The organism is Anaerospora hongkongensis, assembly GCF_004339805.1.
Lineage (GTDB): Bacteria > Bacillota > Negativicutes > Sporomusales > DSM-15969 > Anaerospora > Anaerospora hongkongensis.
In genome coordinates this window covers 377,537-401,490 of sequence record NZ_SLUI01000002.1, presented here as the reverse complement: position 1 = coordinate 401,490, position 23,954 = coordinate 377,537, and the positions used below count along the sequence as shown (strand labels likewise).

General features: G+C 46.5%; 21 protein-coding genes. 11 read left to right on the top strand and 10 right to left on the bottom strand.

Annotated elements, in window-relative coordinates:
• The first annotated feature begins 80 nt into the window (after positions 1 to 80).
• The 3 genes from EV210_RS04435 (at position 81) to glmS (ending at position 5,226) form a co-directional block, all read left to right on the top strand.
• Entirely contained in the window at positions 81 to 1,679 is a 1,599-nt protein-coding gene (locus tag EV210_RS04435) for an NAD(P)/FAD-dependent oxidoreductase (RefSeq protein WP_132076134.1), read from the top strand.
• A gap of 52 nt (positions 1,680 to 1,731) precedes the next feature.
• Complete coding sequence (gene glmM / locus EV210_RS04430) at positions 1,732 to 3,072, top strand: phosphoglucosamine mutase (protein WP_132076131.1); 1,341 nt, start codon at positions 1,732 to 1,734, stop codon at positions 3,070 to 3,072.
• Between the two features lie 324 nt (positions 3,073 to 3,396).
• Entirely contained in the window at positions 3,397 to 5,226 is a 1,830-nt protein-coding gene (gene glmS / locus EV210_RS04425) for a glutamine--fructose-6-phosphate transaminase (isomerizing) (RefSeq protein ID WP_132076128.1), read from the top strand.
• Between the two features lie 39 nt (positions 5,227 to 5,265).
• On the opposite strand, the gene EV210_RS04420 is transcribed toward glmS, so the two are convergent.
• Positions 5,266 to 5,841, bottom strand: coding sequence for a TetR/AcrR family transcriptional regulator (locus EV210_RS04420; RefSeq protein ID WP_132076125.1), 576 nt, complete (start codon positions 5,839 to 5,841; stop codon positions 5,266 to 5,268).
• Between the two features lie 165 nt (positions 5,842 to 6,006).
• On the opposite strand from EV210_RS04420, the gene rarD reads away from it, so the two are divergent.
• Positions 6,007 to 6,945: an EamA family transporter RarD gene (gene rarD, locus EV210_RS04415; protein ID WP_132076122.1), complete on the top strand. Its 939-nt coding sequence runs from the start codon at positions 6,007 to 6,009 to the stop codon at positions 6,943 to 6,945.
• Positions 6,946 to 7,020: 75 nt separating this feature from the next.
• Here the strand turns inward: rarD and EV210_RS04410 are convergent, their stop codons facing one another.
• Positions 7,021 to 7,806, bottom strand: a complete 786-nt coding sequence (locus tag EV210_RS04410) for a gluconate 5-dehydrogenase (RefSeq protein WP_132076119.1) — start codon at positions 7,804 to 7,806, stop codon at positions 7,021 to 7,023.
• 237 nt (positions 7,807 to 8,043) lie between these two features.
• Here EV210_RS04410 and EV210_RS04405 point away from each other — a divergent pair, with 237 nt between their 5' ends.
• Positions 8,044 to 8,568: a hypothetical protein gene (locus tag EV210_RS04405; RefSeq protein ID WP_132076116.1), complete on the top strand. Its 525-nt coding sequence runs from the start codon at positions 8,044 to 8,046 to the stop codon at positions 8,566 to 8,568.
• Here the strand turns inward: EV210_RS04405 and EV210_RS04400 are convergent, their stop codons facing one another.
• The 5 genes from EV210_RS04400 to EV210_RS04380 form a co-directional block, all read right to left on the bottom strand.
• The gene (locus EV210_RS04400) at positions 8,569 to 9,786 is read right to left on the bottom strand and encodes an ABC transporter permease (protein WP_132076113.1); all 1,218 of its coding nucleotides are present in this window, start codon (positions 9,784 to 9,786) and stop codon (positions 8,569 to 8,571) included.
• Entirely contained in the window at positions 9,761 to 10,447 is a 687-nt protein-coding gene (locus EV210_RS04395) for an ABC transporter ATP-binding protein (RefSeq protein WP_132076110.1), read from the bottom strand. The genes EV210_RS04400 and EV210_RS04395 overlap by 26 nt, the downstream gene beginning before the upstream one ends.
• 15 nt (positions 10,448 to 10,462) lie before the next feature.
• The gene (locus tag EV210_RS04390) at positions 10,463 to 11,002 is read right to left on the bottom strand and encodes a hypothetical protein (RefSeq protein WP_132076107.1); all 540 of its coding nucleotides are present in this window, start codon (positions 11,000 to 11,002) and stop codon (positions 10,463 to 10,465) included.
• Between the two features lie 31 nt (positions 11,003 to 11,033).
• The gene (locus EV210_RS04385; protein ID WP_243650435.1) at positions 11,034 to 12,845 is read right to left on the bottom strand and encodes an alkaline phosphatase; all 1,812 of its coding nucleotides are present in this window, start codon (positions 12,843 to 12,845) and stop codon (positions 11,034 to 11,036) included.
• A gap of 150 nt (positions 12,846 to 12,995) precedes the next feature.
• On the bottom strand, positions 12,996 to 13,895 hold the full coding sequence (locus tag EV210_RS04380; protein WP_132076104.1) for a LysR family transcriptional regulator: 900 nt from the start codon (positions 13,893 to 13,895) through the stop codon (positions 12,996 to 12,998).
• 127 nt (positions 13,896 to 14,022) lie between these two features.
• Here EV210_RS04380 and citD point away from each other — a divergent pair, with 127 nt between their 5' ends.
• The 4 genes from citD to citC all read left to right on the top strand — a co-directional run bounded on the left by citD (position 14,023) and on the right by citC (position 17,887).
• Entirely contained in the window at positions 14,023 to 14,319 is a 297-nt protein-coding gene (citD, locus tag EV210_RS04375) for a citrate lyase acyl carrier protein (RefSeq protein WP_132076101.1), read from the top strand.
• A complete protein-coding gene (locus EV210_RS04370; RefSeq protein WP_132076098.1) occupies positions 14,319 to 15,212 on the top strand; it encodes an aldolase/citrate lyase family protein in 894 nt (297 codons plus the stop codon). Before citD ends, EV210_RS04370 begins: the two co-directional genes overlap by 1 nt.
• On the top strand, positions 15,209 to 16,759 hold the full coding sequence (gene citF, locus EV210_RS04365; protein WP_132076095.1) for a citrate lyase subunit alpha: 1,551 nt from the start codon (positions 15,209 to 15,211) through the stop codon (positions 16,757 to 16,759). Before EV210_RS04370 ends, citF begins: the two co-directional genes overlap by 4 nt.
• Before the next feature lie 81 nt (positions 16,760 to 16,840).
• A complete protein-coding gene (gene citC, locus EV210_RS04360) occupies positions 16,841 to 17,887 on the top strand; it encodes a [citrate (pro-3S)-lyase] ligase (protein WP_132076092.1) in 1,047 nt (348 codons plus the stop codon).
• A gap of 57 nt (positions 17,888 to 17,944) precedes the next feature.
• Here the strand turns inward: citC and EV210_RS04355 are convergent, their stop codons facing one another.
• Positions 17,945 to 19,159 (bottom strand): ArsB/NhaD family transporter, encoded by a 1,215-nt coding sequence (locus tag EV210_RS04355; protein ID WP_207900644.1) that lies wholly within the window; start codon positions 19,157 to 19,159, stop codon positions 17,945 to 17,947.
• A gap of 218 nt (positions 19,160 to 19,377) precedes the next feature.
• On the opposite strand from EV210_RS04355, the gene EV210_RS04350 reads away from it, so the two are divergent.
• Positions 19,378 to 20,286: a phosphate butyryltransferase gene (locus EV210_RS04350; RefSeq protein ID WP_279388481.1), complete on the top strand. Its 909-nt coding sequence runs from the start codon at positions 19,378 to 19,380 to the stop codon at positions 20,284 to 20,286.
• Between the two features lie 11 nt (positions 20,287 to 20,297).
• Entirely contained in the window at positions 20,298 to 21,371 is a 1,074-nt protein-coding gene (gene buk / locus EV210_RS04345; RefSeq protein WP_132076086.1) for a butyrate kinase, read from the top strand.
• 80 nt (positions 21,372 to 21,451) lie between these two features.
• On the opposite strand, the gene EV210_RS04340 is transcribed toward buk, so the two are convergent.
• Complete coding sequence (locus EV210_RS04340; RefSeq protein WP_132076083.1) at positions 21,452 to 21,961, bottom strand: hypothetical protein; 510 nt, start codon at positions 21,959 to 21,961, stop codon at positions 21,452 to 21,454.
• Positions 21,962 to 21,992: 31 nt separating this feature from the next.
• Positions 21,993 to 23,933: a TonB-dependent receptor plug domain-containing protein gene (locus EV210_RS04335; RefSeq protein ID WP_132076080.1), complete on the bottom strand. Its 1,941-nt coding sequence runs from the start codon at positions 23,931 to 23,933 to the stop codon at positions 21,993 to 21,995.
• Positions 23,934 to 23,954: the final 21 nt, after the last annotated feature.

Here is a 23,954-nt window from a genome sequence, read left to right as displayed (position 1 = left end):
TTGTGGTGAATAGCTCCCCTTATGGGGTGCACAATATAGAAGAACATCAAAATAATTAACTCTCAAAAGGGGAAGTAGCGTTGCTGCGTATTACTAATTTTCGTATTCCAGTTACAGACGAGACACCGATTGAAAGGCTGACTGCCAGGCGGCTTGGGTTGCCGGTTGAAAGCATAAATGAGGTCTATGTTGTGCGCCGGGCTATCGATGCCCGGCGTAAAAATAATATATCCTTTGTATACTCGCTTCATGTTAATATTAACAGCGCCGAAGGAGCAGTCTTAGCCCGTCTGGGCAATGATAAAGACGTAGTGCAGCTAATCGAGGCTGCTGGCGAGCCGGTTCAAATTGGCCAAAAAAGTTTAGCGCATCCGCCCGTGGTGGTTGGAGCCGGTCCGGCCGGTTTGCTGGCAGCATTGACACTAGCCCAGCAGGGCTACAGACCCGTGCTGCTCGAAAGAGGCCGTGATGTGGACAGGCGCGCTCTGGATGTAAGGCAGTTTTGGCAAACAGGTCAGTTTGACGCTAATTCCAATGTGCAGTTTGGCGAAGGCGGGGCGGGAACATTTTCCGATGGCAAATTGACGACCCGGGTCAATGACCCGCGCATGCAGCAGGTACTTGGTATCCTGGTAGAAGCTGGTGCGCCGCCGGAAATAAAATATCAGCATAAGCCTCATGTGGGGACCGATTTACTGCGTCAGGTAGTAAAGAATATCCGTCAGCGTATTATTGCGCTTGGCGGAACGGTTAGGTTTGAAGCAACGGTGACGGATATTACGATTCGAAGCGGCCAGCTGGAGGGCCTGATTGTTAACGGCAGTGAAGAGATACCCTGCCAGACAGTACTGTTCGGCCCCGGCCACAGCGCTCGCGACACTTACCAGATGCTTTACGACCGGGGCGTTGCAATTGAAGCCAAGCCTTTTGCCATTGGTGTGCGCATTGAACATCCTCAGGAACTCATTGACCGGGCTCAGTATGGGGCCTTGGCAGGTCATCCGAAGCTGGGGGCTGCTGATTATGCCTTAGTTTATCATGACAAGGCCAGTGGCCGAACAGCGTATTCCTTCTGCATGTGTCCCGGCGGTCTGGTAGTAGCTGGAGCATCGGAAGAGGGCGGAGTCGTCACCAATGGTATGAGTCTTCATGCCAGAGCCAGCGGGATTGCCAATAGTGCTGTAGTGGTTAATGTTAATCCTGCTGATTGCGGTGATCATCCTCTAAGCGGTATTGAATTTCAAAGGCGTTATGAACGGCTGGCTTTTGCAGCGGGCGGGAAGAACTATTTCGCCCCGGTGCAGAGTGTTGGCGATTTCTTAAGTGGCAAAAGCGGCAGCACGCAGTTTTCCACTGAGGCTACTTATGGCCCTGGTGTAGTGGCGGCCGATTTACGCCGCTGCTTACCTGAATTCGTAACAGATACGCTTGCCGGAGCATTACCGGAGTTCGGCCGCAAGATACGTGGCTTTGATGATCCGGGGGCGCGGATGACGGGTGTGGAAACCCGGACATCTGCCCCGGTGCGTCTTGTACGCAATGACAACTGTGAGTCGGCTTCGACCCGGGGATTCTATCCGATCGGTGAAGGCGCTGGCTATGCAGGCGGCATAATGAGTGCGGCTCTCGATGGGGTTAATGGGGCCTTGGCACTGATGAAGGAATATAAACCAAGCTGACGGCAAATGTTACGTTTGTATCAGCTAAAGACGAAGGGAGACAGACAAATACATGACACGACTTTTTGGCACCGACGGCGTACGCGGTGTGGCAAATACGGAGTTAACAGCGGAGCTGGCCTATAAAATGGGGCGGGCAGCAACATTTCTCTTTGGCGAAGAACATGCCAATCCGGTAGTTATAATTGGCAGGGATACCCGTATATCGGGTCAAATGCTGGAAGCAGCGCTGGCTGCCGGGATTTGTTCTGCCGGCGGACAGGCTGTGCTGATGGGAGTTGTTCCAACTCCGGCAGTGGCTTACCTTACGCGCAAGCTCAATGCTCAGGCTGGCGTTGTAATTTCCGCCTCTCATAATCCGTATCCGGATAATGGAATTAAATTTTTTGCCGGTACCGGCTATAAGCTGCCTGATGCCGTAGAAGACCGTCTGGAGTCGCTGGTGCAGGCCGAGACGGATACTATGCCCCGGCCAACAGGCGACGCTGTAGGAACAATCGCCTATCGGCATGACCTTATTCAGGACTATATGGATTTTATTGCCGGAACTGTTCCTGTTAATTTTACAGGGCTCAAAGTGGTAGTTGACTGCTCCCACGGGGCAGCTTATGAAGTGGCACCGCTGCTGCTCAAACGTTTAGGGGCTGAGGTCGTTGTCTTAAACAACCAGCCTACGGGCATAAATATTAATGATCATTGCGGTTCAACTCATCTTGAAGGCCTGCAAAAGGCGGTGCTGGAGCATAAGGCGGACATTGGTATTGCCCATGATGGTGATGCTGACCGTTGTCTGGCAATTGATGAGCAGGGGCAGGTAGTGGATGGTGACCAGATTATGGTCATGTGCGCGCTTAATTTGATGAAAGCCGGCCAGCTCAAAGACAATACCCTGGTGGCTACCGTTATGAGCAATATTGGCCTGCACAAGGCAATTAAGCAGGCCGGCGGCAAGGTGCTGGTGACACCGGTAGGTGACCGGTATGTGCTGGAAGCTATGGTAGAAAAGGGATTGGTACTGGGAGGCGAACAGTCGGGACATATCATCTTCGGTGATTACAATACTACCGGTGATGGTGTCCTCACGGCTTTGCAGTTAATCAGTGCAGTGCAATCCTCTGGCAAGAAGCTTTCAGAGCTGGGCAAGCTCATGACAAAATATCCGCAGCTGCTGGTTAATGTACGGGTAAAATCACAGACCGGCTGGCAGGATAACACGGCAATTTCTGCTGCAGTTGCTGCCGGGGAAACCGAACTGGGCGACAGCGGACGCATTCTCGTTCGTTCCTCCGGGACAGAACCTTTAATCCGCGTGATGGCCGAAGGGCCTTGTCAGACAGAACTGCAGCGCATCGTACACGGCATTGCCGAAATAGTGAAGAGCGAGCTGGCGTAGTTGACCAAATCGCCAGTTTATATTACAATGAATGAAGTATGCAAAGGAGCACGTTTTGTGCTCCTTTGCATATGTATAAACATATCGCAGGAGGTGATGAGAAAGGCATAGGGATAGACATTTCGTTTTGAGAGACACTAAAATAAGCGCTGGTACTTGCTGCCTGGCAAGTAGACGAGGGAGAGGTTTATCGAGATGTACTTCAGCGGATACCTCTCGGCTAGCTTCAGTCGAGAGCAACTGGCAAAACTACAGGGTGACCTGCAGGACAAATTCAGTTGCAGAGCCAAAATACTTCATTTTGTAATTTAGGAGGAATATCACATGTGTGGTATCGTCGGTTATGTTGGCTCTAATCAAGCAGCCAAATTTTTATTAGAAGGACTTTCCAAATTAGAATATCGCGGTTATGATTCCGCTGGCATTGCTATATATGACGGAAGTAAAATTACGGTGCAAAAAAGTGTTGGCCGTCTGGTTAATCTGCAAAAAATTAATGATAACAATCCTGTTGCCGGAACACTTGGCATTGGCCATACCCGCTGGGCGACTCATGGCCGTCCGTCAGATGTCAATTCACATCCGCATACCGATTGTACCGGGAAATTTGTTGTCGTTCATAATGGGATAATTGAAAACTATATGCATATCAAAGAAGAACTGATTGCGAAAGGGCATCATTTTGCATCGGAAACAGATACCGAAGTGGTGGCCCATTTGCTGGAAGAGTTCTATGAAGGGGATTTCGAGGCGGCTGTTAAAAAGGTATTGTCCAAAATTGAAGGCTCCTATGCATTGGTGTTTATGAGCCAGGACGATCCGGATAAAATTATTTGCACAAAACAGGATAATCCTCTGGTTATTGGTCTGGGTGAGGGAGAGAACTTTATTGCTTCTGACATTCCTGCCATTATCAGCCGCACGCGTAAGACCTATATCTTGAGCGATGGTGAACTGGCTGTAGTAACCAAGGATTCGGTATGGGTTACGAACCGTCAGGGAGTGCCGGTAACCAAAAAAGTATTTGAAGTGAACTGGGATGCTGAGGCTGCCGAAAAAGGCGGCTATGAGCATTTCATGATTAAAGAAATTTATGAGCAGCCGAAAGCAGTGCGTGATACTACCAGCGGACGCTTGGCCAAAGATGACAGCAGCATCGTGTTTGATGAATTAAAATGGACTGCTGACGACATTGGCAGCTTTAAGAAAATTGTTATTACAGCCTGCGGTACTGCTTATCATGCGGGAATGGTTGCAAAATATTATTTTGAACAACTAGCCCGTATACCGGTGGAAGTAGATATTGCTTCCGAATACCGCTACCGTTTGCCGCTGACTGATTCGGATACCCTGTGCATTACGATTAGTCAGTCCGGTGAAACCATTGATACCCTGGCAGCTCTTAAAGAGGCCAAACGCCTGGGTGCCAGAACACTGGCCGTTACGAATGTTGTCGGCTCCTCCATTTCCCGCGAAGCTGATCAGGTGGTATATACCTGGGCAGGTCCCGAGATTGCAGTAGCATCAACCAAAGCATATACGACGCAGCTCGTAACTCTCTTAATGCTGGCAATTTATATGGGGCAGTTGAAAGGTACACTATCAGACGAAAAAACAGTTGAGCTCATTAAAGGACTGAAAAACCTACCTGCTCAATGCCATGAGCTGCTGGAAGACGTGGAATCAATCAAGACTTTTGCCCAGAAATACGGTTTCAGTGAAGACGTATTCTTTATTGGACGCTCGCTGGACTACGCCGTTGCCCTGGAAGGATCACTGAAGCTGAAAGAAATTTCCTATATCCATGCGGAAGCTTATGCTGCCGGTGAACTCAAACATGGCACTTTGGCCCTGATTATTGAGGGTGTACCGGTAATTGCTCTGGCAACTCAGCATGATGTTTATGAGAAAACGCTCAGCAACATTAAAGAAGTCAAAGCGCGTGATGCTGTTGTAATCGGTATGGCCTTCAAAGGTGATACGCAAATCGCAAAATATGTGGACCATACTATTTTCATTCCGGCTACCGATAAATACCTTGCCCCGATTCTTGCAGTCATTCCGCTGCAGCTGCTGGCGTATTATGCGGCTGTAACCCGCGGTGCAGACGTTGATAAGCCCCGTAACTTAGCGAAATCAGTTACAGTGGAATAAGCAGGAAAAAACGAGGAGCGATACTTCGCTCCTCGTTTCTTATTTGTTTTTTAAGCCTTCAATAAAGACCCGGTGCAGACCGCTTAACATCTGTTGTGTGGAGAATTCCTGATCCTTTTGGTGGAAGTCCACATTGTGAAGTGCTGCTAGTAATATTTCTGTAGTATAGACAATGTCTATATCGGCAATTTCATTCTGGCTGACAGCTTTGTTTAGCAAATCCTGGCACGTGCTGCGCATCCATTGGTACAGTGGTGACTGGAGCGGACGATAACCGGAAGTCGAGCGGCTTACACTGCACAGCCAAGGTGCTTTGGCCTCAATAAAGGTAACAAATTTAACGATTACCTGATAAAGCTGTTCCAAAACAGGCAGATTGGCCGAACTGTCAAGATAAGTTTGCACCTCGTCAAATAGAGGCTGGCATTCATTGCGTACGATTTCAATACAAATATCACCTTTTTCCGCATAGCGGCGGTATAAGCTTGCCTGGCCAATTTCAGCCATTTTAGCGATTTGGTGCATGTTTACATTTTCAACGCCTTGCTCGATAAACAGTGTACGCGCTGCGTTCAGAATCCGCTGCCCGATGGTTTCGCCTCGTTCGTTATTCATCTATCATTCTCCTTAAAAAGAAGTGGCATGGTTCTATTGACACAGGACAAGTTGTCCGATATAATTCAACACAGGACAAGTTGTCCTGTGTTGAATTATATCATGGCAGTACAGGCAAAAGCAATTCTTGTCAAAACAAATTTGGAAATAAGGGCGATAATAAAAATGAAGCACAATGAAAATAGGAAACAAGGCTTTTTATCAGCAGTCGGTGCCTATCTGCTCTGGGGAATCTTACCCATCTATTGGAAGTTAATCGCTAACGTAACGGCACAAGAAATTATTGCTCATCGCATTTTCTGGTCGCTAGTTTTTATGCTGGGACTGGTGGCAGTTACGAATAACAAGAAAATGGTGTATGATGAGCTGCGGCAATTACAGTTGAGTCCTGGAAAGCTGCTGGCATTGGTAGCGGGTACGGTTTTGATTACGCTGAACTGGTTTATCTTTATTTGGGCAGTGAATGATAACCGGGTGATCGAAACAAGTCTCGGATATTACATTAGTCCGCTTGTTAGTATATTGCTTGGCGTTATTGTCTATAAGGAGCGGTTATCGCAGGGACAGGGGCTTGCTGTTTTATTAGCAGCCGGTGGTATGCTGTTTATGATTGCGAATTTTGGCAGTGTACCCTGGTTTGCAATCAGCCTGGCAGTGTCTTTCGGGCTGTACGGTTTATGTAAAAAGATAGCGGTTTTGTCACCGATAACCAGCATTACCTTAGAAACGCTGATCGTAGCACCATTCGCCCTGCTGTATCTTCTATATATAGGCTTTGAGGGAACAGCCAGCGTTCACGGCTTATCACTATCCCTGGCTCTCTTAGTCGGCAGCGGCATTGTAACTCCGGTTCCTTTATTGCTGTTTGCCAATAGTGCTAAGTATTTACCGCTGACGATAATTGGATTTGTTCAATACTTGGCACCAACTATTTCGCTGCTGATTGGCGTTTTTCTGTACCACGAAAAATTTACCTTTGTGCACTCGGTTTCTTTTGGCCTAATTTGGACTGCATTGCTGGTGTTTTCTTTATCGAGTATAAAACTTAGCCGCCTGGCTGGTCAGCCCAAAAACTATGAGGTTGCGTTAAAAAACGAAAGATAGGTACTGAAATAGCGAAAACCCCTTATTCACTGATGAATAAGGGGTTTAATTCTGGGCAGAGATGACATTGCTTTCTTACGGCTGTTTGCCGATATAGGCCAGAATCCCGCCATCAACATAGAGGATATGGCCATTCACGAAATTAGAGGCATCTGAGGCTAAGAAAACGGCTGGACCCATCAGATCTTCCGGTGTTCCCCACCGCCCGGCAGGAGTCTTGGCAATGATAAAGTTATTAAAGGGGTGGCCTTCTTCCCGCAAAGGGGCTGTCTGGGGAGTTGCGATATAGCCGGGGCCAATGCCATTGCACTGGATATTCAGCCCACCCCACTCAGAGGCAAAGTTTTTGGTCAGCATCTTTAGTCCGCCTTTTGCTGCGGCATACGCGCTCACTGTTTCCCGGCCTAATTCGCTCATCATCGAGCAAATATTAATAATTTTACCATGACCTTTTTTTATCATGCCCGGAGCTACTGCTTTGGAAACAATGAAAGGGGCATTTAAATCAACGTCAATTACCTGGCGGAACTCGGAGGCTTTCATTTCAATGGCCGGAATCCGCTTAATAATTCCGGCATTGTTGACGAGAATGTCAATAATGCCGACTTCTTCTGTGATGCGGGCAATAGCGGCATTGACCTGATCTTCATCGGTTACGTCAAAGACGTAACCGTAAGCTTGGATACCAGCCTCTTTATATGCTGCTAAACCCTTATCAACCAAATCTTGCCGGATGTCATTAAAAACGATAGTTGCACCGGCATTGGCCAGGGAACTGGCGATGGCAAAACCAATGCCATAAGATGCTCCTGTTACTAAGGCAATTTTGTCTTTTAGTAAAAATTGATTCATTACGTTCATCTCAAGCCCTCCTGTCTATAGCTGCTGTATCGCAGGAAATGTTATAACGTTACTACATAAATTCAATTAAAACCTGCTTGAAATTTCCTACTAATGAGAAATTTCAGTATGCGGAATTGCGGACATGCCAAAACTAACAAATCTTAGAGCAGCCGTAGAAAGGATTGGCAGGCGGTTTGGCGAAAAGGTAGCAATGACCTGGCGGAAGAGTATAACAACAGTAAGGGCGAGTGTGTTATGAAAAAACAAACAGGATTCTTCATTCTAATTTTATTGCTGGCTGTATTCTTGCCGGTACAGGCGGCAGAACCAACAAAATCCTCGCCGCTGGAGTGGGAGATCAGTGTTCTTCCCAAACCGAATCAGGAGGAACTTGAGAAACAACGCTGGTCGTATGTGTTTTCCAATGATATCGGCAAATATGCATTTGACAAGCAATCGCTTTGTATTGATGAAATGGATAAGAATGCAGTTCATGTTCTTACCAAAACAATTTTTACTGATCAGAAAGTGATTAGCAGCTTAAATAAAAAGTACATAGAAAAGCTTGCTGCAAATGACAAGGTGTTGGCCAGTGAAATAGAGATGGTGTTTCAAATCCGGCAGAAAACCTATGCAATAGTGGGAATGAAAGTTTGGAGTGAACAGGGAGTCAGTCTGGAAGAGAGAAAACAAGATGGTAGGTTTGCTCCTGTCACACCCCAAACTTTCGCCGATACGATGTATGATATTGCGAGAAGCTTTGTACGAAATGGGGAATAGCTATAAATGCTGTGATGCATTTTCTCTACAGGCGTATACTGCCGGAATAGAGCCTGCTGCCAGTCCCAGCAGCAGGCTGCTGAGAAGTATGCAGCCGCTGGCCGGAGTGAGCGCAACCGTAAACACTAAGGCTGCTTTGAGTTCCAGCGTTTTTGCCAGCAAGGCATATAGGCCGAAACCGGATAACCCGCCGATACTTGTTCCCAAACCTGTAAGCAGGGCTGCTTCGGCCAGGATCATGATAAAAATATCACGGGAGCCTGCTCCCAAGGCACGCAGGATAGCCCGTTCGCGGGCACGGCTTAAGGCTGACCAGTACAAGGAAAGGGCCATAATCATAAGACCAAGGCCAATGACAAGGTAAGCGGCTGTTCGAAGTACCTGCTCACCCTGTCCCATAAGGGTCAATAAACGGACAATAACCTGTGCAGGGAAAACAAGCTGCCCAGCTTGCTCGTGCTGAAATTGCTGGTATAGGCGCATTGCCTCACTATAGCCTTTGGGCTTTACCAGGACAGCCGTTACTTCCTGTTCGTGTTCAGTCTTCTTATTTTCTCCTTGTGCTGCAACTGCAACACTTTTTTCATGATGTTCGTGCGTTTCCCAGATACTTTCAATGGAAACTAAGATAGACCGGTCATATGGGCCGTTTACAGCTTGTAAGATGCCAACAACCTGATAGGGGTGAGCATGGCCTTCTCCTCCTGGCAGCAAGCCGTGGATGGACTGAAAGGTATCGCCAGGTTGTAGTCCCAGTTCACTGGCTGTTTTGGCACCGATTACCGCCTCAAAAGCCTGTGTGAATGGACGTCCTACGGCAAACTGCAGCCATTCCTGCTGACCCGCTTTCGGCTGGTGCTGAAAGATATTGCTTCCTGCCCCGATAATGGCATACCCTTTGTAGTTGTCGCCAAAGGCCAGGGGAATAGCGGATGCCACTAAGGGATTGTCTGCCAGCTTTTCATATAGTTCATGACTTATATTGCCAATTGGCGTGTCTTGCAGAAAAACAGTGTTTAAGACCAGCTGATGCGGGCTGCCTTTGGCGCCGGCAATTAAATCAAACGGTTCAGTGGCTTTGACAAGCCCGTTATGAAGACTGTCAAATAATAACGTTATGATCAGCATCATGCTGATAACGGCGGATATGACCAGTACCGTCAGGCTGCTTTGGGCCGGCTTTGCGAGCAGGTTACGCCAGGCTATGATAAGACGCATTACCGTTCACCTGCCTTAAGGGAAAAACCCGCTGGAACTGATTGATGATGTGATTGTCATGAGTCGAAACCAGCAAGATGCTATTGGTATTCTTTGCTAAGTGGCGCAGCAGGGTAATCACTCGCTGGCTGTTAGCCTGATCAAGGCTGGCAGTTGGTTCATCGGCCAAAATAAGCCGGGGCCTGTTGGCAACAGCTCTGGCAATTGCAATCCGCTGCTGTTCACCCATGCTGAGCTGATGCGGAAAGCTGCCCCGCCTGTCCGCCAGACCTACCTGGTCCAACAAATGGCAGGCCCAGAGCGGCTGTTCTTTTTTGTCAATAACATCGGCAAAACTCATTGCTGCCAGCAAATTATCCAGGATGGTGAGGCTGTCGAGCAGGTTGAAGCGTTGAAAAACATAACCGACCGTATGGGAGCGCCAGGTATCGCGCCATCTTTCCGGCATCGCAGAAATGTTGATATTATCGTAAGATATTTCACCGCTGGTTGGTGTCAGCAAACCAGACAACAGGTGCAGGAGAGTCGTTTTTCCTGAACCGCTTGGTCCAACCAGTGCCATTTGTTCGCCGCTGTCTACGGTAAGGCTGTCAACAGCAACGGCTGTTCTAATTTGATGGCCGTCACGGAACTCTTTGCGTACGTGATTGACTTCCAGCATTGTAACTCCTCCTAACTAATTCGCCTCTGCAAGGGTATCTGCCATGATTCGCACCAGGCTGACAAAACCGGTTTCATTATCCAGCTGATAACCAAGTTCCAATTGACCAGTCACAGTGATCGGACGATCAAACGGCAGTGCAGTAACCGGCTGCTGAAGCTTGATCAGCACAATATCATTAGGCCAGTCGGCATCGGTGGAACAAAAGGGGCAGATGGACATGGGAACTTTTGTTAAGACAAAGAAGCTAAGCGTTGGTTTTAGCGGCGGGGCCATAAAACCACTAATACGAACTTTTTTTCCGGCCAAACTTTGCAGCTTTGACGACATTTCCAGCCCCAGCGGTGAAGCGCCGCTATAGAATTCTTGAAAATCGAGATCGGAAACCTGCTCGCTGAACCAGGGGAGCCAGGCAGGAGCCGCTTGGGCGCGAGAGTAAAACAAGGACGACTCCTGATAAGGAACCGTCCTGTTTTGCATCGTCCAGGGCTGCAATAACCCGGCCAGCACAATGGTCAGCATAAGAATACTTGCGCGCTTGGCTAAGTTGGTCATAAGGTTGCCTCCAGGACGATAGTAAGGGTGATTATTGCAGGCTTCTGCGTCCATCAAGGCCTAAGGCCCTCACAATTCCATAAAACACTTCCGTGTTATCCATAATGCCCTTGAAATAGTCTGCACCCGGCCCCTCCGCGGTCAATGGGACGTCATCGGCAGCGTGGACTTCGGATGGATCAGAGGCAGGAATATTTCCTTCCTGCAAGGTTGCGTCCTGCTCTGCGCGTTTGGGATTCGCAACCGCTTTGCCGTTGGCCATAATTGCCGGTACAGTAGGACGTGCCTGGAAGCGGTAATTTTCATAGTAATCAGGATGATTGGCAAATTGAACGGCCAGGGTTATGCTGGGATTGGGATCATCGGGGAAGCCGTCGCCGTCAGTATCAGCGAAAGTCGGCCAGCCGGCATCCGCATAAATCCGGACAGCCTCGCGGCCTGTCTTGCCGTCTAATTCATGATAGGTGCCTGTTATGCTGGCACCGTGTGCATGGTCAGCCACAACAATAATCAAAGTATCAGCATTCTTTTTCGCAAACTGTCTGGCAATACCGACTGCTTTGTCCAGTTCAATGGTATCGTAAGCGGCCCGCTGCCAATCCATGGTATGAAGCTGTTTATCAACCGAAGCTCCCTCTACCATCAGAAAGAAGCCGTTCTTATTTTGGCTTAAGGTATCAAGTGCGGTTTGGGTCATATCCATCAAGGTCGGCTGATCGGTAAAGCTGCCAAGAACCGCAGGATTTTTGGTTACTTCCCGATCTACGTAAACATCCATATTATCAAGCTGGAACAAGCCAAGTACTTTATCGGGTGAAGTGAGTTTCTTCAATTCCGCTTTACTTGTTGCCACGGCATAACCTTGTGCTTTAAACTCTTCAATCAGATTGCGTTCATCGGTACGTTTGGAGCCAGGCACGTTCTTCGGCAGAAAGTGGCGTGAACCACCGCCTAATATTACATCCGGGCGGTGCTGAGGGGTAAGCATATCGGCGGCAATAAAATTCTGCTCGCTCCGTTTGCGCGTATGTGTCAGCATTGCGGCCGGAGTTGCATCCGTTATATTCGCAGTGGATACAATGCCGGTAGACATGCCGCGAGTGCGCTTAGCCAGTTCAATGATATTTTCTACTTTCGGATCATCAAAGGGGTCTTCGGTGCTGTCGGCATATACTCCCATAGCATTTACCGCACTTTTATGGCCAGTGGCATAAGCCGAAGCACTATTGGCCGAGTCGGTTACCAGCGAATCACTGCCGGAAGTGGTTATTAAAGCCAGATTGGACAGTTGATCCATTTCAAGAAGGCCGTTAACTTTGCCTTCCGTCATGCCTTTGGAAAGAATGCGGGCGATTTGCCGGGCTTGCAGGCTCATTCCATCGCCGACAAAGAGGATGACGTTTTTAGCTGGTTTGTTGATTTTATCAGCAGTAATTTCATAGTCGACAGAGCGTTTTTCCAGACCTTGAGCAGTTTTGACCGTTACGGTGACAACTGCCTTGCCAGCTTTAACAAAAGCAACATCGTTAATGCGGTAGGTGCCTATTTTGTCCAATTTGACAATTGCCGTTTTGGCAAAATAGGTTTCGGCGTCTACGCCATTTACGGTAACCTCAATAGCAGTAACAGGGGTAGCGGTTTTTACTTCGACAGCAAAATCAAATTTTTGCCCTGCCAGAAATTTTGCCCTATCAATCGGCAGGATGGTGATAGCCGATGTTTCCGGAGCCTTGTAGGCGGCATAAGATACTGTCAAGCTGGACACAAGCGAAATTAGTACAAGCAGGGCTACCAACGCTCGACTCCAATGAGACTGATCGAAAAACATTTTTTGGGTATACACAAACTGCACCTCCATAATATGTTGTCAAACAGGTACCATCGCTTTCATTATGGCACTCATTATGGAAGGAAATGTTAAATGATGGTTAAGTTTACGTTAAGAAAAGTAAAAGGTGTCGCATGCTTACAAGAGCATTTGCGACACCTTTGTTTATTGGGATGCAGCTTGTGCAATGCTGATAAATTCCTGCATAAATCTGGATAAATACAAATCCCTGTTATAACATAAGTAAAAATTTCGTTTAAATTGTTCGCCAATGATTGGAAAATACGTTGAGCAGCTATTAAAATTCTCCAATTTATTCAGCATTGTTTCCGGGTAAATTGTAACCGCTTTACAGGCAATCGCCAGCCTCCTGGCAACCTCCACACTTTTTGTCTCAACAATGATTTTCGGAGAAATGCCGGCCTCATGAAACATTTTATCCTGGATAACTCTGACTCCCTGTCCCCGGTGCAAGGCAATAAATTTCTCGTGCCCGGCATCTGTTATAAAAATTTCGCTTTCAGGAGCCCTGTTTTTAGCCAGCTCCGTATCCATACTGGCGAACAGTACCATTCGTTCCTGTTGAAGAAGGATATACTCCAGTTCTTCCAGCTGCTGCTCCGGATTAACGAATGCTAAATCAATTTCTTCATTACGTGCTAATTCTTCAATTTTGTTCGAACTGTCTTCAATTAACTGAAGCTCAACATCCGGGTATTTTTCTGTAAAAATAGGCAGAATTTTTGGCAGCAGATACATCGAACGATGGATGGAAATACCGACCCGGATTATGCCGTGGGTTTCATCCTTGATTTCATTGAGTGCAGTTGTCAAATTTCTGTTGATGGTCAAAATTTTTCTTGCGGCTTCAACATACTTTGTTCCGGCAAAGGTCAGCGAAATCGGACTGGTATGCCTGTTAAAGATTTTTATTTTTAAATTCTGTTCGATTGCCTGGATCATTTGGCTCAAGGAAGGCTGAGATATGTATAGTTTTTTGGCAGCATTAGAGATGCTTCCTTCTTCTAAAACAGTAAGAATATAGTGTGCATGTCTGCTATTCATAGACACCTCAATTTAATATAGGATTATATCTATGTTTATCATAGATAAATTAGTATTTGACTTATAATAACTATGTAATACTATAAAAATAGGAGAAATGCAAGTAAAATTCAAGGCGGGGTGTAAAATGCAATTAAAAAAAAGCGCAATTGCCGGTACGTTAGAATCAAGCGATGTACAAATTATGATTGAACCAAGCCAGAACGGCATTGAACTATTCCTCACCAGCAGTGTGATGAATCTCTATGGCAAGCAAATCAAAAGCACCATTTTGACGACGCTTGCGAATTTGGGAGTCGAAAATGCCAGGCTCACGGTTGTAGACAAAGGTGCTGTTGACTGCACCATAAAAGCAAGAGTCGAATGTGCCGTATTCCGGGCGGCTGAGATAAAAGAAAACTTGCCGTGGGGGGTTAACATGTAATGAAGAACAGATTGCGACGCACCATGATGTTTCTTAACGCCCAAAAGGCCAGTCTGGTCAAGGACGCTTACATATACAAACCGGATTCCATTATCTTCGATCTGGAGGATGCCGTTGCCGAAAATCAAAAAGATTCAGCAAGAATTGCCCTGTATAATGCGCTAAAGAGCATTGATTACAGAGGCATTGAATTGGTAGTACGCATCAATGGCCTGGATACCCCGCATTTTAAAGAAGATATCCGGGCCGCCGTGGCAGGCGGAATCCATACCGTACGCGTACCTAAGACTGAAACCTGTGAAGATGTCTGGGTTGCTGAAAAAGAAATTGCCAAGGCTGAACTGGAATTTGGCGTACCGGTTGGAAAAACGCTGATGATGGCTGCTATTGAAACACCGCTGGGAGTTATGAAGGCTTACGAGCTTGCCAAAAGCAGTAAACGGCTGATGGGGATATCGTTTGGCGCAGGGGATTACGTCAGGACAATGCGCACAACCCGCTCACCTGAAGGCGTTGAGCTGCTGGGAGCCCGATCACAGGTTGTTATTGCTGCCAGAGCAGCGGGGATCATGTGCTTTGACACCGTATATCTTGATGTCGACAATATGGAAGGGTTTGCGGAGGAAGTAAAGCTTATTAAACAGCTTGGCTTTGACGGAAAATCGATTATTAGTCCCAAACAGATCCCGATTACCCACCAGATATTTGCTCCGACTCAGGCTGAGATCGCCAAAGCGGAAACAACCATCAGGGCCATTGGTGAATATGCTAAGGATGGTATCGGCGTGTTTACCGTAGATGGCCAAATGATTGATATTGCCATGCTGGAAGGCGCCAAACGTACGATAGAGCTGGCCAAGGCATCCGGTATTTATGAGGGGGACTTAGCATGATTAACAAGGCAGGACGAGATATTCCTGAAGAGTTTTTAAGGGATGGCGTCGAAGTCTTTCAGGGCCAATATTATTATCATAATAAAGCATATACCAAAGCAAGTCCCACTGTCAGGGCAGTTGTCGATCCCTATCAGGAGAAGCTGGTACCGGACTTGCGGGAAGCTATTATAAAAAGCGGCTTACAGGATGGAATGACCATTTCCTTTCACCATCATTTCCGCGATGGCGATTATATTGTCAATATGGTAGTGGAAGCAATTGCTGCGCTGGGAATAAAAGATATTACGATATGCGCCAGTTCGCTGGGAGATGCTCATGACCCGATTGTCAGGCATATTGCCAGTGGTGTCATAACAGGCCTTTCAACAAGCGGTATCAGAGGAAAAATCGGGGAAGCCGTTTCCAAAGGACTCTTGCAAAAAGTGGCGTATATTCGTTCCCATGGCGGGCGGGTGCGTGCTATCGAAGCTGGAGATATTCATATTGATGTAGCCTTTATCGGTGCACCGACAGCCGATGCCTATGGCAATGCCCGCGGCAAAGGCGGTAAATCGGACTGCGGTGTGCTGTCGTACTCGATGGTGGATGCAAAATATGCCGATAAAGTGGTTGTTATTACCGATTGTCTGGTGGATTTTCCTAATTTCCCCCCCAGTATTGAACAAGTCGATGTCGATTATGTAGTGGTCGTTGACGAAATCGGCAATCCTAAGAAAATCGCCAATGCCATGCTGCGCTTCACCCAGGACCCACGGGAGCTGATTATTGCCGAAGCTGCAGCGCAGGTTTTGGTACATACGCCGTACTTTAAAGACGGTTTCTCATTTCAAACAGGAGGCGGCGGCCCGTCGCTGGCCGTTACCCGCTTTCTAAGACCTTACATGCAAAAACAGGGGATAAAAATGGGCTTTGCCCTTGGCGGTATTACGCAGCCTATGCTTGATTTATTGAATGATGGTTTGATCAGGACCATCGTTGATGCGCAGGACTTTGATTTGCCTTCGATTGCATCTGTCAATACGCATCCCAGACATTTTGAAATTTCCATATCCCAGTATGCAAATCCCTTTAATAAGGGGGCCTTTGTCAATCGACTTGATTTTGGCATACTTGCTGCGCTGGAGATTGACACCGATTTCAATGTGAATGTCGTTACCGGCTCGGAAGATGGGATTTTACGAGGTGCTCCGGGCGGACATGTCGATATTGCGGCAGGCGCTAAGTGCGCTATTCTTGTTGCGCCGCTGCTGAGAACCCGCATCCCCACCATTCGTGACCGGGTAACGACGATTACTACGCCTGGTGAAAGTGTAGACGTGGTTGTTACTGAGGTGGGCATTGCCGTTAATCCGAAACGCCAGGATTTACTGGCTGCTCTGCAGCAGGCTAAGCTTTCGCTGCCACTGCGTACCATCGAAGAACTAAGAGATGAGGCGTATGCTCTGGCCGGTGCGCCGCAAGAAATTGAATTTGATAATCAAGTAGTAGCCCTTGTCGAGTACAGAGACGGTACGATTATTGATGTTGTTAAAAAAGTAAAATAGCATGATAGCAAAATAGACTGTTTGCCAGCAGTCTATTTTGCTATCACCAGGTAAATCTTCGCAGCGGAAAGGATGATTAGTATGCAGGAATATCGGGAAGCGCGCCTTTTTTACAGCGATAAAAAAGCCATGCACAAGGTTGAACAGCTTTTAGCAAAAGAAGGCATACAGAGAGATGATAATTTAGAGTATACAATGGGACTTTTTCACGACGAAGAGCTTGTTGCAACCGGATCATTTTTCAAAAATACCTTACGGTGCTTAGCTGTTGATGCCAACTATCAAGGCGAAGGTCTGCTGAATAAAGTGGTGACGCATTTATTGAATGTTCAGTTTGCCAAAGGCAATACGGAAGTTTTTTTGTATACGAAATGGGATAAGGCCAAGTTTTTTGCAGACCTTGGTTTTTATGAAGTTGCCAGTGTTGAAAATGTTGTGGTCTTTATGGAAAATCGTGTACATGGCTTTGCTGATTATTTGTCAGGCCTGGCCAGGAAGCGGCGGCCCGGTGCTTCGATTGCTGCAGTTGTATTAAATGCCAATCCGTTTACGCTGGGGCATTTGCAACTAGTGGAACAGGCAGCACGGGAGAACGATATACTGCATATTTTTGTTGTCTCCGAGGATGTATCGCTTATTCCTTTTGCTGTAAGATATCAATTAATTCAAAAAGGCACAGCGCATTTAACCAATGTCGTACTTCATGAAACCGGGAACTATCTCATTTCCAATGCCACATTTCCTTCTTACTTTTTGAAAGATGCTGACTCGGTGATTGAGGCTCATGCCAGGCTGGATCTAGAAATCTTCAAGAATAAAATCGCAAAATCACTGGGCATTACCAAGCGGTATGTGGGAGAAGAACCGTTCAGTCATGTAACAGGTATTTATAATGCAATTATGAAAAAGGAACTGGAGAAAGCCGGGATGTCTTGCGTTGTAATTCCCCGCAAGGAGATCGGTGCGGTGCCAATTAGTGCTTCTCAGGTGCGGCAATTTATACATGACGGGCAGCTAGAACAGATAAAACCTTTAGTTCCTGCGACAACATATGCATTTTTTCAGTCTGCAGAAGGGCAAGGAGTGAGGGAGAAGATACAGAAAGCAAATACTGTTACTCATTATTAATCCACCTAAAGTTATCCCCCCGTAGGAAGCCGAAGCTTCCTACGGGGGGATTAAAATCTATAGCCATAGTATGCCTAGCGCTGTTGTCATGAGCGTGAGTGGAAAGCCAACCTTGAAGTAGTCTTTTGCAGTTATTTGAACATGTTCCCCTTTGGCAATTTCTACGACAATTAAATTAGCGATAGATCCTGTAATGGTAAGATTGCCGGCCAGCGTGGAAAACAAAGCTAATGCTTTCCACCAATATTCGGGATTTGTTGACGGTATAAAGAATTTTAACAACAAAACGGCGGGCACGTTGCTTACTACATTCGAAACAATTAGAGTCAAACTTGCAAATAGGCCCATATGGGTAATTTCCGAAGAAAGCAGTTTGTCCAGAACTAAGTTCATTAGGCCGCTGTGTTCGACACCGGCTACAATAATAAAAAGGCCGATAAAGATAATTAACAAATTGAAATCAACGCTGGTATAGATTTTATTTGGCTTTACCCGTCTGGTAATGAGCAATAAAGCTGCTCCCAGGCTGGCCGACAGTGCCAAATCAAATCCAAACATATAGGCAATTAATACGAACAGTAACACTAGCAGCGTTTTCACGATTAAGTACATATGAACATTGGCATGAGTAAGCGGGGCGACAGAATAGCTGCCCTCCAGTTCATGGCGGTAACAGTAGGCAATAGCGATATAGGTAAAAAGTAAGCCAAGCAGCGCTACCGGGCTGGCTGTTAAAAAATAGGAGCTAAAGGATAATTGCGATAAGCTTCCTACTAGAATGTTTTGTGGATTTCCTAACAGAGTGGCGGCACTGCCGATATTGGATGCCATCGCCACACCTAGTAAATGGGGCAAGGGATTGCAGTGGGTTTTTCTACAGATTAAAAGCACTACGGGCGTAAACAATAAACAAATGATATCATTTATGGCTAGTGCCGACATAATTCCGCTAGCCATAATAATCGCGAACAGCAATTGTTTTTTGCTGCTCACCTGCTGGCACACGGCATTTCCCATTAACTCGAAGAAACCTGCTAACTTTAAGTTAGCGACAACGATCATCATAGAAAACAGGATAATAATTGTCCCGTAATCGACAGCCGCAGCTGCTTGCTCGAAGGACAGTACTCCTGAACCTACGGTGGCTACCGCGCCAATAATGGCGGCACCCGCTCGGTCGACTCGGAAAATAGGGCTCTTGCCCAATGTGAAGATGATGAGTACAGCAGCCAGGATAAACCCGGATACTGCCATTGCTATGTGATATTCCACGCTAACAGCCGCCTTTGATTTGAAGAGTTGCTTATATTATAGCATGTCTGCCAGTTTACGGTACAGTTGCGGGAGCTGTACCTATACGACCTGACAATAAAGCGTTTTTGTTAGTGTACAACTAATTCTTTTATAGTTTTAATTTATTTGTCGTCGTTCTTTTTGTACTGTAGAATGATAATAGAACATATGGTTTAGGGAAATTTTTACAAGCGAGGTTGTCAAAAATGATTAATTTTGCTGAGATTATGCAAACTGCCCGGCAAAAGGGGCCCAAGACAATTGCAGTAGCTGCTGCCCAGGATCTGGAAGTTCTGCTTGCTGTAAAAAATGCCCGAGATTTAGGGCTTGCTGAGGCGATATTAGTAGGCGATGCCAGCCGGATACGGCAAATCGCCCAAGCGAATCAACTGGACTTAACTGGCGTTGCCATCATTGATCAAGCCGATGCTGCGCAAGCCTGCAGGACGGCAGTGCAGCTTGTTTCCGAAGGAAAAGCCCAGATTCTTATGAAGGGCCTGGTAGATACTGCTGTTATTTTAAAGGCTGTACTTGACAAAGAAATCGGCCTCAGGACGGAAAATGTGTTGTCTCATGTAGCAGTAGCGGAGATAGCCGGCTATGACAGGCTGTTTTATATCACAGATGCGGCAATGAATATAGAACCTGATTTGATAACGAAGAAGCAAATTATTGAAAATAGCATACAGGTTGCCAACGCCTTAGGTAATGATCATCCTAAGGTAGCCTGTATCTGTGCCGTCGAAAAGGTTAATGCCAAAATGAAGGCAACGGTTGATGCGGCTGCTTTGGTAAAAATGAACGAGAGCGGTGAACTGGGCGGCTGTCTGGTAGCCGGACCGCTTGCTCTGGATAATGCAGTGTCTCTGGAAGCGGCGCAGCATAAAGGCATAACCAATCCTGTTGCCGGGAATGCCGATATATTGGTAATGCCTTTTATTGAACCGGGCAATATGCTGTATAAGTCGATTGTGTTCTTTGCAAAAGGTAAACTGGCAGGGATTGTTGTTGGTGCAAAAGCGCCAATTGTATTAACTTCCAGAGCGGATTCTGATGAGGCAAAGCTTAACTCGATTGCAATCGGTGTTCTCATGGCGAGTAAATAGGAGGAGTAATAATGAAAGAGACATTTAGAGTACTGGCAATTAATCCTGGCTCAACATCAACCAAAGTAGCTGTTTATGATAATGAAAATTTGTTATTTGAACAGGTAGTCCGCTATTCCAACGAAGAACTGGCTCCTTTTGACAGCGTTATTGCCCAATATGAATTCAGAAAAAATGGTATCCTGCAAATGCTGGCGGATAAAGACATAGCCTTGGAGAGCCTTGATGCCGTAGTGGGGCGAGGCGGACTTTTAAAACCAATTTCCGGCGGCACATATGCGGTTAATACAGCGATGCTGGAAGCATTGCGGCTTGCTGAAAGGGGCGAACATGCTTCGAATCTTGGCGGAGTGATCGCCAAAGAGATTGGTGACAAACTGAATATTCCTTCCTATATAGTCGATCCTGTGGTGGTCGATGAACTTGCAGATGTTGCAAGAGTGTCCGGAATACCCGGGTGCGACCGGGGAAGCATATTCCATGCTTTAAATCAGAAGGCTGTTGCAAGAAAGATTGCTAAAGAGCTGGGCAAGTCATATGAGACAACCAATTTAATTGTTGCTCACATGGGCGGCGGTATCACAGTAGGAGCACATCAAAGCGGCAGAGTTGTTGATGTAAACGACGGGCTTTACGGGGAAGGACCCTTTTCACCGGAACGGAGTGGCACAGTTCCAACTGGTCATATGTTCGATCTGTGTTTTTCCAGACAGCATACCTTAAGTGAAGTGAAAAAAATCATTGCCGGTAAGGGCGGGCTGGTCGCTTATTTAGGAACAAACGATGGCAGAGAAGTTGTAAAACGAATCGAAGCAGGCGATACGAAAGCGAAGCTGATCTATGAGGCAATGGCTTACCAGATTGCTAAGGAAATTGCTGCAAATGCAGCGGTTCTGTCCGGTAATGTCGATGCCATTGTGTTGACAGGCGGTCTTGCGTATGACCAAATGCTCGTCAAATGGATCACCGAGCGGGTCCGCTTTATAGCAGAAGTAAAAGTCGTACCCGGCGAGCACGAAATGATTGCCTTAACAGAGGGGGCCTTGAGAGTGCTGAGAGGGGAAGAGTCTGCAAAAGAATATTAGAATCATCATATGTAAGATAAAAACAAACTCTCTAGCGTGTTCGCCTAGGGAGTTTGTTTTTTTATCCTGTTTAGATCTAATTAGCGTTTCGAATTAAGCGGTATCCGTTTAATTATGGATAGGCAAAGGAGTCCCCCGGCGATTCCGGTTATCAACTGGGGCCAGCTCATTGCAGCTTTTAATATAGAGGCCTGTTTGTCAGGGAGGTCAACGATGGCAAATGCCCAGGTGCTTGAGCAATAAAGAACTGCCATACGTGTAAGAGAGGCGATTCCGATACTCAGCCAGCGATTGTAAGTGGCGATAGCTTGGTAAACAAGTACATAGCAAATATTTGTTACAGCGACAGGCACCATAAAAACCGGCAGAGGCAGGGCTTGCTGCAGGAAGGCTATTACAGGGGCAAGCATAGCGAGCAGCAAAGCCGCCTTAGTACCTGTGGTTTCCAGTGCGATTAGCAGGCAGGCATTTATTGCACTGCCAATAATGAACAAAGAAATGAAAGGCGGCACGGGAACAAGCAGCCGAAGTGACTGCAAGGCAATCATCAGTGCGAGCAGCATAGCGGCACGTACAAAGTTACGGTGCATAGTAAATCGCCTCCTAGGCTGATTGATATAACTATAGCTTTATTTTTAAATTCATATGTACAATTGCACCAGGCAAAGACAAGGAATCATCTCTATGATCAAAGAAATTATCAATGCCAATTTGCAGAAAATGATTTTCACTTAATTTCGTTTGGGCGTTGACATTCCATAATGTGTAGGATTTATTGGTGGATGTAGTGGCAGTGGGCTGAAACCAATAATGAATATAAGAGTCTGACCAGAGAGTGGCACTCCACTTGTTTTCCGGGTGATAAGTCAACCGAGATGAAATCTTGTGGCGTGCCCGGTTGTACAAGCGGCTGTCCGTCAAATCATTCCTTGCATCAAGGTAGGTGTAATTGCCTGACCAAAGTAAGTTTTTGGACAAAGGAACAGAGATATCGCTTTCAATGCCCTGAATGGTAGCTTTATTAATATTTTGATATTCAACCTTAGACGAATTTACCCACACTTCATCGATCATGTCCGTAATCTTGCTCGTAAAGAAGGTGAGTTTACTTTTGATCGTGCCAAAATCACGTTCGACAGATAAGTCATAGGAGGTGGATTCTTCCGGTTTTAAATTTGGATTGCCGACAAGATTAACTAGCTGATTATTTCGAGTAACATTTAGATTTAAATACAATTGATTGGGAGAAGGAACCCGGAAGCCCTGACCGGCATTGAACTTGATGCGAAGGTCTGTCCTGGGGGTATAGGTTAAGCCGATTTTAGGACTTATATTGCTATCGAAATTATTGCTGTCATCATAACGGGCGGAGGTAATAGCCAGAAGTTTGGGTGATAGATTCCACTGATCCTGCAGATAAAACGCGGAATAGTTGGTTTTTACTTCAGAGCCAGTATATTGCTTGCCATGATAAGTTTTAACAAAAGTTCCTTTGCCTGTTTGGATTCCCGTACCACGGAATAGTTCAGGACGAAACTCGCTGCCCAAAGTGAGCTGATGGTTATCGCCTGTTTGCTTAGTAATGCGGGCTTCCACGCCGGATATGGTGTAGTAGCCATAGATAGAGTTCGTATATAGACCGCTTGTCCGGTTAACCGTGTCATTGTATTTATCCCAGATTGAATGAAAGGTATTAAAGTAAATCTCACCGTCCGATAATGTCTTTCTGTAACTCAGGGAGTAGTCGCTCCGGTCGTTGGTATCATGGATGCTGACTGGCATGCTTCCGGCAGGTGTTTGCAAAAGTGAATATTCACGCGTATTCTCACGCAGATAAGAGGATGAGAAGGTGACTGCCTCCTGGGAAGTAGGATAATAATCAATGCGGCTGTTTACATATTTTCGCTGACCAAAAGGAGAATAGGTGGTTCCGTTACTTTTGGTGGCTGGCGAGTAATCATTATAGGAGCCGGAAAAATGCAAATTATACTTTCCTTGTTGTCCCGAATCATAAGCTACGCTGTAGCGCTTATTTTGATCTCCTGTTCGCGATAAGATTCCCTGGTCAAGCTCTAAGGATAGCGAGTGGGAATCAGCAGATTTCGTAATAATATTCACTACACCGCCGAGCGCATCAGCACCATAGAGAGAGCTGACCGGGCCGCGAACGATTTCAATCCTATCCACATTCAACAGCGAGAGTCGGTCCAGTTCATAAACTGGCTCAGGCTCTGCCGGAATCCTCCGCCCGTCAATTAAAATCATGGAATAGCGGGCATCAAAGCCCCTGATCGATAAAGATTCACGCCCGTTTGCCCGGGTAATGCCAACACCGGCAATAGAGCCGATCACATCTTTTAAGGAGTGGGCACCGAGCGACTGGATGTCCTGCTGAGTGATTACTTCAATCGACGACGGTACTTCTTTTGCATCCATCCTGGTTTTAGTAGCTGTAACGACCAGTTCGGGCATTTCAAAGGTAGCTGGGTCAGCAGGTTCGGCATAACCTTGGGGAGCGGACAAAAACAGTAACATTGAGAGCAATACATACTTTTTATTCATATAAATTTTGATTCCTCCATA

What these genes read in the sequence shown, in the direction of transcription:
- EV210_RS04395 (WP_132076110.1), bottom strand. Translation starts at nt 10,447, where the DNA reads ATGCTGGAAGTCAATCACGTACGCAAAGAGTTCCGTGACGGCCATCAA.
- EV210_RS04400 (WP_132076113.1), bottom strand. Translation starts at nt 9,786, where the DNA reads ATGCGTCTTATCATAGCCTGGCGTAACCTGCTCGCAAAGCCGGCCCAA.
- EV210_RS04390 (WP_132076107.1), bottom strand. Translation starts at nt 11,002, where the DNA reads ATGACCAACTTAGCCAAGCGCGCAAGTATTCTTATGCTGACCATTGTG.
- citD (WP_132076101.1), top strand. Translation starts at nt 14,023, where the DNA reads ATGCAATTAAAAAAAAGCGCAATTGCCGGTACGTTAGAATCAAGCGAT.
- glmM (WP_132076131.1), top strand. Translation starts at nt 1,732, where the DNA reads ATGACACGACTTTTTGGCACCGACGGCGTACGCGGTGTGGCAAATACG.
- glmS (WP_132076128.1), top strand. Translation starts at nt 3,397, where the DNA reads ATGTGTGGTATCGTCGGTTATGTTGGCTCTAATCAAGCAGCCAAATTT.
- EV210_RS04405 (WP_132076116.1), top strand. Translation starts at nt 8,044, where the DNA reads ATGAAAAAACAAACAGGATTCTTCATTCTAATTTTATTGCTGGCTGTA.
- citF (WP_132076095.1), top strand. Translation starts at nt 15,209, where the DNA reads ATGATTAACAAGGCAGGACGAGATATTCCTGAAGAGTTTTTAAGGGAT.
- buk (WP_132076086.1), top strand. Translation starts at nt 20,298, where the DNA reads ATGAAAGAGACATTTAGAGTACTGGCAATTAATCCTGGCTCAACATCA.
- citC (WP_132076092.1), top strand. Translation starts at nt 16,841, where the DNA reads ATGCAGGAATATCGGGAAGCGCGCCTTTTTTACAGCGATAAAAAAGCC.
- EV210_RS04340 (WP_132076083.1), bottom strand. Translation starts at nt 21,961, where the DNA reads ATGCACCGTAACTTTGTACGTGCCGCTATGCTGCTCGCACTGATGATT.
- EV210_RS04420 (WP_132076125.1), bottom strand. Translation starts at nt 5,841, where the DNA reads ATGAATAACGAACGAGGCGAAACCATCGGGCAGCGGATTCTGAACGCA.
- EV210_RS04335 (WP_132076080.1), bottom strand. Translation starts at nt 23,933, where the DNA reads ATGAATAAAAAGTATGTATTGCTCTCAATGTTACTGTTTTTGTCCGCT.
- EV210_RS04410 (WP_132076119.1), bottom strand. Translation starts at nt 7,806, where the DNA reads ATGAACGTAATGAATCAATTTTTACTAAAAGACAAAATTGCCTTAGTA.
- EV210_RS04370 (WP_132076098.1), top strand. Translation starts at nt 14,319, where the DNA reads ATGAAGAACAGATTGCGACGCACCATGATGTTTCTTAACGCCCAAAAG.
- rarD (WP_132076122.1), top strand. Translation starts at nt 6,007, where the DNA reads ATGAAGCACAATGAAAATAGGAAACAAGGCTTTTTATCAGCAGTCGGT.
- EV210_RS04380 (WP_132076104.1), bottom strand. Translation starts at nt 13,895, where the DNA reads ATGAATAGCAGACATGCACACTATATTCTTACTGTTTTAGAAGAAGGA.